Below are 7,231 nucleotides of genomic sequence, written 5' to 3' on the forward strand. Positions count from 1 at the left end.
AAATGAGGTGTTTTTATGATTTCCGATAAATTAATAGACAAGTATCAGGTCATTAATGTGTGGTCCTGTTTAAAAAAAGAAGAGACGATTGCAGCCGGATTCATTCGTGCCTTCCTTGGAGAATGTACGAGTGGTAAATGGTTGGTCGTCATCACAGATAGATCTTGGGAAGAGGCAGAAATCCTTCTATTAAATACAAGACCAACAGCAATGATAAAAATAAGAGAGCGAGGATTTTATACAAGAATAAGTAAAGTTTATTCTTGTAAGCAAAGAGTATCTGAATAATGGCGTTTGGCGTCAAGCGTTCCTTCACTAAACCAGGCAAGTACAATAAGTGCTTGATTTTTTTAAAGATTCTTATGATAAAGTTAAGTTGGAATTTGATACAAAGGGGAGATTAGTATGGACAAATACAAAATAATTTTATTCGATTTAGACGGAACGCTTTCAGACCCTAAAGTAGGTATAACAAAATCTGTTCAATATGCATTGAAGAAAATGCACATTATTGAGCCTGATATTGATAAACTTGAATGTTTCATTGGTCCGCCACTTCAAGTTTCATTTGCTGAATACTACAACTTTGATGTGGAACGTACACAAAAGGCAATAGATTTATATAGGGAGAGGTTTAAGTAAAAAAGAATGTTTGAGAATGAGTTATATTCCAATATTTCTTTGCTATTAAAATCGTTAAAAGATCATGGATTCACTTTAGTTGTTGCTACGTCAAAGCCTACTGTTTTTGCAGAGCAAATACTAAAGTATTTTAATATTGACCATTATTTCGAACTTATTATAGGAAGTAATCTTGATGGAACAAGAGGGTCAAAAACTGAAATTATTCAATACATACTAGACAAATATAATGAACATAAATCTGGTGATTTTATTATGATTGGAGATAGAAAGCACGATATTATTGGAGCAAGTAATACTGGAATTGACTCTATTGGAGTTACTTATGGATATGGTTCATTTGAAGAATTAAGTCATTCCAACCCTACATATATTGTCAAAAGTGTCGATCAGTTAAAAGAAGTTCTGATGGGTAGTCAAGTAAATTAAGTAATATTTCCATCTTCCACTAACGATTGCGTTAGTTAATTACAATTAATTAGCATGCAGTCAAGAACTCAATGTTCTACTTAATCAATACCAAAAAATCCAAGAGTCTTATAAACAGTTGACCAAGATTTCATAGGTCAATTCAAAACACACTACAATCAAATAGATTATAAGGAATCTATAAGTATAGACTTATAAGATTCTTTTTTTTGTAAAATAAGTTCTTCAATATAGAGTGGAGGATATCCAACACGACAATATTTGCCTTGTTGTTTTGTATGGTAAATCAGAAATAGGTTTTGACATGACCGAATTGTTTTATCCAGAAAACAGTTCTATCTCTCATTGAAGGAACGGCAGCGTCAAATGAATCAAAACCCTTTACGAGAAAGGATTAAGAAAATAGGTCGTCTTGTTGGTGTTTTTTAATTTTTGTAAAGAAGGTAAGATAGAAGTTTTCTTTTTGAGTAATGAATACGAATTGGTTTTTCGAGAGTATTCGACGGCAAATGGCGTGTTCCGATAAAATACTGTGTTCAAAAGAAAAATGAGAGTTTCGTTCACTATTTCCTACTTATTTTGTCAGGAAATAAATAATAACCTCATAAGGAAATAATGTCCTTAGAGGTTATTTTCATTGTCAATCTACTTCACAGACACGGTGGAAGGGAAGAATCTTAATTTACTAAATCCACTTTTTTATTCGATACTAATGATATGTTTCCTTTGGAAAGTTTCACTGTAATATCAGAGCTACGTGCAATATCATTATCATGTGTAACAACGATGATACACTTGTTTTCTTTATGGGCAAGGTCTTGAAAAATACGAACAATATCAGCTGCTGTATTTTCGTCTAAATTTCCTGTAGGCTCATCTGCTACAATCAAATCAGATTGACTGCACAAAGATCTGGCAATTGCGACACGTTGTTGTTGACCTCCACTTAGTGTCAAAACCCTCTGTCTTGCTTGCTTTTCATGAATATTGACACTTTCAAGCATTTTTAGAGCATATTCTTTTTTATTGAGTACTGTAGATCCGGTGATTTCCATCGCCGTTATAACATTTTGTAAAGCCGTCATGTATGGAAGCAAATTGTATGATTGAAAGACAATCGAAACATATTTTCTTCTGAAATTTGATAATCCTATTTTTTTAATATCTTTCCCCTCGTATAAAACTTGACCTTCTTTCGGTAGATCTAAGGCACTTGCAAGTGATAAAAATGTAGTTTTTCCTGAACCAGAAGGACCTGTGATTGTATAAAACTTACCTTTTTCAAAACCAACATTTATGTCTATTAAAATGTTTTGCTGCTTGTTTTCATGCGTATACCAATAACTCACATTTTTTAACTCTAGTAGTTGATTCATAATATCCCTCTTTCCTTAGTCTTGTTTTGACAGAATCATTTTTGGTTGTAAACGTAAAAGAGACAGTGATGGTAGTACGGTTGAAATTATTGCAATTAGGAAACTAATGATGGCTAGCATACCAATGTCCTCTGATGTAATTTCAATTAACAGTTCATCCACTGGTTCCACTTCCTGAAACGTTTGCCCTGCTATACCCATGCCACCTCTCATGGTAGGTCCTCTGAAGGATTCAGGGGTTTCGCTCGTTTCTTCACTCTCGAGTTGTTGCGTCAGTAGTTGATCTCCAACTTGACTCGCCACTAAGTTACCACCTGCGGCTGAAATTCCAAGTGCAACGAGGACAACCACCAATATTTCAACAATCAACTGACTAATAAGTTTCCATTTCTTTTCACCGAGTGCTAAGAGTACACCCATCTCAAACTTTCTTTCTCGGATGGACATCATGATAATTAAACCTGAATAATTGCTCCAGCAATTGATACCAAATAGACAACATTTTTGGAGAAGGAAGCAACATTGTCAATTGGACCAATCATTTGTTGATATAACGTATCATTAGCATCTAATTTGTATGTAGAAAAGTCGATTCCACTCTCATGATTAGCTTGATTGACAAATCGATTGATATTTTCTGGATCATTGATGTAATAAATTGCACGATCAATAGTTCCTGTAAAATCGGTCCCTCCTAATTCATTCACTGCTGTATAAGGCAAGTACAGCTTATTAAATGGATTCAAGGCTGCGATTGACATGCCACCCATATCGGTTGCGGTAGAAGTTGTTTCATAAATTCCCACGATTTCTAGTGATACAGACTGTTCTTCATCAGCTGATTGAACTTTTATGGTATCGCCAACCACCAATTCATTTTCTTCAGCTATTGTATTCTCGATCATCGTGACCTTTTGGTTTACATCATCCTCTGTTAAATGACGACCTTCAACGATGGAGGATTCTCCATCAATAAATTCTTGAATGGAATCCGTAAATAAGACACCTTCAAGACTTATATCTCCCATTGCAAAACCACCTCGTCCCTGACCCATGGGACTTTCTTCATTCTCTATAACCTCTTCGGACTCTTCTTCAATTGGCTCAAAGTCACTTGCTATCCCTGTCGTACTAGAATAGAAATTATAGCCCTTCACATCTTCATAACTAACTAATTCTTCGGCTGATTCTAAGGCTATCGGATCGCGTGTAATACGAACGCGTCCGCCTTCAGCTCTTTGAGTTTCCATCAATTTTTCTGTATCGAACTGGAGAGTCACATTCCCGCCTAGAGACTGCCTTGCTAGATCAGCGGATTTTTTTGCCGCTGTTTGAATAGTAAGACCCGTCAAAACCAATAAACAAATCACTGTAAAAATAAAAATCTGTAAAAAAGTCTTTCCTTTTCGTGCTTTGACACTCAAAACTGCATGTTTAATAAAATTCATTCTTTTTCCTCCCTTTCTTTGCACTTATGTAAATTTAACTTTCTATTATGTCAGTTAGATGTCAGAAACAAATAAAAATGAAAAGATTTCGATCATATCACTTGAGTTTCGTGAGAAGTGTTTGAATATTAAATTAATTATTTTTTGTGGATAAAAATCAAAAAAGTGAAACACTCGAATAGCGGTAATCCATTCCGTTTTGGATTAAATGAGTTACTACAATAGAAGAATGTTTATAATGTGTGCAATTAAAGAGAAGGTCTTCAGAGAAGTCGTTAAAATTGGAGAAGCTTGGACTATTAAAGTAGGAATTAAAAAACTAATTGGATATTTGGATCAAAAAAAGCCTAAAATCGGATTGGACTTTTTTAATATAAGTAGGGTTTATTGGTAGGAGTGTCGAAGTAGTCATTGAAATAAAATGACATTTTGAATAGTTAGGAGGGTATTAAAATGCTTGATTGTATGAAATGAAAAAATATTAGTCGATTTTTCGGTTTGCTGATTGTTGTATTAATAGGTACAAAAAATTTGAGTGATCTAGGAGAAATGATAATGATATTTTTATGTATGGGCTATTTCAACCCTAAAAAAATGGATTCACGCCCAAGGGCAGAGATTGAGGCAGTTATGAGCGAATGCCAGCCGCACGTTGAGAAATTTTATGAAAGCGGTAAGGTGCTGATTGATGCCGGTTTGGAGTCAGAGACCAAAACCTTGTGCCGTGTGAACGGTAAGGTAATCGTAACAGATGGTCCGTTTACAGAAACGAAAGAGCTGATCGGTAGCATATTCATTTTTGAAGCAGAGGGCATGGATGAGGCGATCCAGCTAGCCTCTCTTCATCCGACAACACAAGTGAACAGAGGAGAAGAGTTTGGCTGGCGCATCGAAATCCGTCCTGTTCATTACTTTAAGAATGATAAATGAGTACCATAAAAAGGGTATCACCTATTAATCATTAATGAAGTACCTCTTGAGGTAATACAGAGTCTATTAGGACATAAAAAAAGCGAAACAACAAAAATATACGTTCAATTTAGTGGGAAGCAAAGGCTAAATATATAGTAGATATTTTCTAAGGTGCTTTTCTAATAGACGTACTTTTATTATTGAATTTAAGGAGTGAGTTAATTGTTATATTTTAAAATAATTGTATTAAGCAAACGTAGCAGTATTGTTGAAGAAGGAAAAAGTGTTGAATATGGAAATAATAAACGAACTTAACTTTTTATCAAGGAGATGACTTTATGACGATTGGTATTAGTAAAGTGCAGGACGTTCTTGAAAATTACAAATTTGCCGTTTATGAAAAAGATGCTGAAAAATTCCTATCTACCTATGCTGCTGATGTACATATTTATGATTGCTGGGGAAACTGGGAATGTAAGGGTATCTCTTTATGGAGAGAAAATGTGATAGAGTGGTTTAATGGTTTGAGTGAAGACGGAAATTTACTAAAAGTAGATTTTAATGATTTAACTATTGAGGAAAATACTAATGTTGCATTCGTTCATTGTGCTGTTACGTTCGCTGCTTACAGAGAAAAATCTGGTGAGAAACTTCGTCAAATGACCAACCGTTTTACATTTGGCTTAAAAAAAGTAAATGAGTCTTGGCTCATAACACACGAACATTCATCATTGCCAATAGATATGCAAACTGGAAAAGGTATGTTTAATCTAAAATAATAGAGTTAGAGTTAGAGTTAGAGTTAGAGTTAGTAGGGGAAAAAATAAGTAATATGACTTTAGATATAATACCTCTATTTTATTCCACGATCGGGTGCATTTCTTCAAGAAGAAGAAGTGCTTTTTTTAATGAATCTATGAACAAACGTGCAGGATTTTAGGATAACGTGATAAAACAACCGATTGAAAAGGAAAGGAGGAATTTAACATGAGTGATCTGAAATTGATTGATACATACAAAAGTTTTTTACAAAAATATTCACTGGAGCAACTAAGGCATATACCTGAGCAAGGGGTCTGGTCTATCGGTCAAATGTATGACCATCTAATTGTTGTAGCTCATGAGTATCTGGATAGTGTTGAAGCTTGTGCGACAGCTGTTGGAGAGCAAAAGCAGGGAAAGACGGAGTTTGGAGAATATTTATTTAATATTGGTGGATTCCCTCCAATTAAAATCAAATTACCGGACGAACTTGATACACCGCCGGACAATACAAAAATTAAAGAGGACATTATGATGGAGCTCGATCAATTAATGAAAAGAATGAAAGAATTGAAAATAAAAGCAGATGATATAAATCCGAATTACAAAGATGAACATGGAGGCTTTGGCTGGCTGAATGCACAGGAGTGGTTTGCTCTTGTTGGAATGCATTTTCGTCATCATCTGCGTCAGAAGTATGAACTGGATCAAAAACTGTGGGTATAAACGAATATTTGGAAAACGGTATCCAGCCAATGCACTATGTCCAGGATTTCAAAGAGTGTATATTTAGTAGTATCGTAGATGAAATTTAATTGCTAGCTCTGGACAAGATAAAATGTTCTAATTTTAATCTTTCATTTGTTTACCTATGAAATACAAGATTTGATTTGCTCATATAGCATACTGACCAATTAAGTTATTGTCAGAAATCGTATAAATAGGTTGTGGAAGAGGAGGATTGCCCTAACCATTATACTTTATAGATTTGACGCTTACGTTCATATTGTGAATTGCGACACCAGTATCTGTACACCACTGGCCGAGTGACTTTCCACTCTCACGATATTCGTTGATCTTTTCTAACCAAACCTGTTCTTTTTCTTTTCTTTTCAAATGAAATCCCCCCAGATAAACAAACTCTGGGAGGAGTATCTCATGAATATTCTTCTATTAGAATGTGTGCACTATTTGACGCTTACGCTTCTATAAGTTTTTAAAAGCTGTGGGGTGGTGGTTAGCGACATTCGTAATGATACATAAATAATAATTGAGACACTTCGTCAGACTTATGTGTGTGCGATTACAGGTAAGATTTCAACAGAGCACGTTAAATTTTCTGAGGTTTAACTCTTTCGTTAAGGTCCAAGAACTCGTTAAACAATCTAAGTTCAGTAACATACAACACTAAGTATAGGTATACGAATAAAATCTAGGCCATAAGAAAAAGCCACCTTGTTAAGGCAGCCGGTTGTTCTACTAAAACGTTAGAAGAAGAAAACATCTCATTAAAACTACTTCATATTATCAATAAAATAAGTATCATATGATTCTTTCAATATGTAACCTAGCTTTTTGGCTAATTCAACTGATTCAGAATTCGATCCATCCCAACTAGGATACTTCCCTTTATCTAGACAATCTAATATCAAGGCAGATGCT

The 7,231-nt window shown here is 34.7% G+C and carries 7 protein-coding genes and 2 pseudogenes; 5 read left to right on the top strand and 4 right to left on the bottom strand.

Translation table 11 applies throughout. From position 1 onward, the window contains the following. Positions 1-15 precede the first annotated feature (15 nt). Positions 16-288, top strand: coding sequence for a hypothetical protein (locus AC3EA5_RS07045; RefSeq protein WP_488607687.1), 273 nt, complete (start codon positions 16-18; stop codon positions 286-288). Between the two features lie 117 nt (positions 289-405). After that, a pseudogene (locus AC3EA5_RS07050) lies at positions 406-1,071 on the top strand (HAD family hydrolase). 677 nt (positions 1,072-1,748) lie between these two features. On the opposite strand, the gene AC3EA5_RS07055 reads toward AC3EA5_RS07050, so the two are convergent. Both AC3EA5_RS07055 and AC3EA5_RS07060 read right to left on the bottom strand, forming a co-directional pair. Next, positions 1,749-2,447, bottom strand: a complete 699-nt coding sequence (locus tag AC3EA5_RS07055; protein WP_488607688.1) for an ABC transporter ATP-binding protein — start codon at positions 2,445-2,447, stop codon at positions 1,749-1,751. Between the two features lie 15 nt (positions 2,448-2,462). After that, a pseudogene (locus AC3EA5_RS07060) lies at positions 2,463-3,895 on the bottom strand (ABC transporter permease). A 555-nt stretch (positions 3,896-4,450) separates the two neighbouring features. On the opposite strand from AC3EA5_RS07060, the gene AC3EA5_RS07065 reads away from it, so the two are divergent. The 3 genes from AC3EA5_RS07065 to AC3EA5_RS07075 all read left to right on the top strand — a co-directional run bounded on the left by AC3EA5_RS07065 (position 4,451) and on the right by AC3EA5_RS07075 (position 6,295). Beyond that, positions 4,451-4,825 (top strand): YciI family protein, encoded by a 375-nt coding sequence (locus AC3EA5_RS07065; protein WP_488607689.1) that lies wholly within the window; start codon positions 4,451-4,453, stop codon positions 4,823-4,825. A 320-nt stretch (positions 4,826-5,145) separates the two neighbouring features. Next, complete coding sequence (locus tag AC3EA5_RS07070) at positions 5,146-5,586, top strand: YybH family protein (protein WP_488607690.1); 441 nt, start codon at positions 5,146-5,148, stop codon at positions 5,584-5,586. A gap of 208 nt (positions 5,587-5,794) precedes the next feature. Then, on the top strand, positions 5,795-6,295 hold the full coding sequence (locus tag AC3EA5_RS07075) for a DinB family protein (protein WP_488607691.1): 501 nt from the start codon (positions 5,795-5,797) through the stop codon (positions 6,293-6,295). A 240-nt stretch (positions 6,296-6,535) separates the two neighbouring features. On the opposite strand, the gene AC3EA5_RS07080 is transcribed toward AC3EA5_RS07075, so the two are convergent. After that, positions 6,536-6,685, bottom strand: coding sequence for a hypothetical protein (locus AC3EA5_RS07080; protein ID WP_488607692.1), 150 nt, complete (start codon positions 6,683-6,685; stop codon positions 6,536-6,538). Between the two features lie 398 nt (positions 6,686-7,083). Further along, the coding region (locus AC3EA5_RS07085) for a GNAT family N-acetyltransferase (RefSeq protein WP_488607696.1) at positions 7,084-7,231 on the bottom strand (148 nt) is incomplete at its 5' end.

Source organism: Paenisporosarcina sp., assembly GCF_057785155.1.

Coding starts and splice junctions, on each gene's coding strand:
- AC3EA5_RS07075 (WP_488607691.1), top strand. CDS start 5,795: ATGAGTGATCTGAAATTGATTGATACATACAAAAGTTTTTTACAAAAA.
- AC3EA5_RS07055 (WP_488607688.1), bottom strand. CDS start 2,447: ATGAATCAACTACTAGAGTTAAAAAATGTGAGTTATTGGTATACGCAT.
- AC3EA5_RS07065 (WP_488607689.1), top strand. CDS start 4,451: ATGATATTTTTATGTATGGGCTATTTCAACCCTAAAAAAATGGATTCA.
- AC3EA5_RS07045 (WP_488607687.1), top strand. CDS start 16: ATGATTTCCGATAAATTAATAGACAAGTATCAGGTCATTAATGTGTGG.
- AC3EA5_RS07070 (WP_488607690.1), top strand. CDS start 5,146: ATGACGATTGGTATTAGTAAAGTGCAGGACGTTCTTGAAAATTACAAA.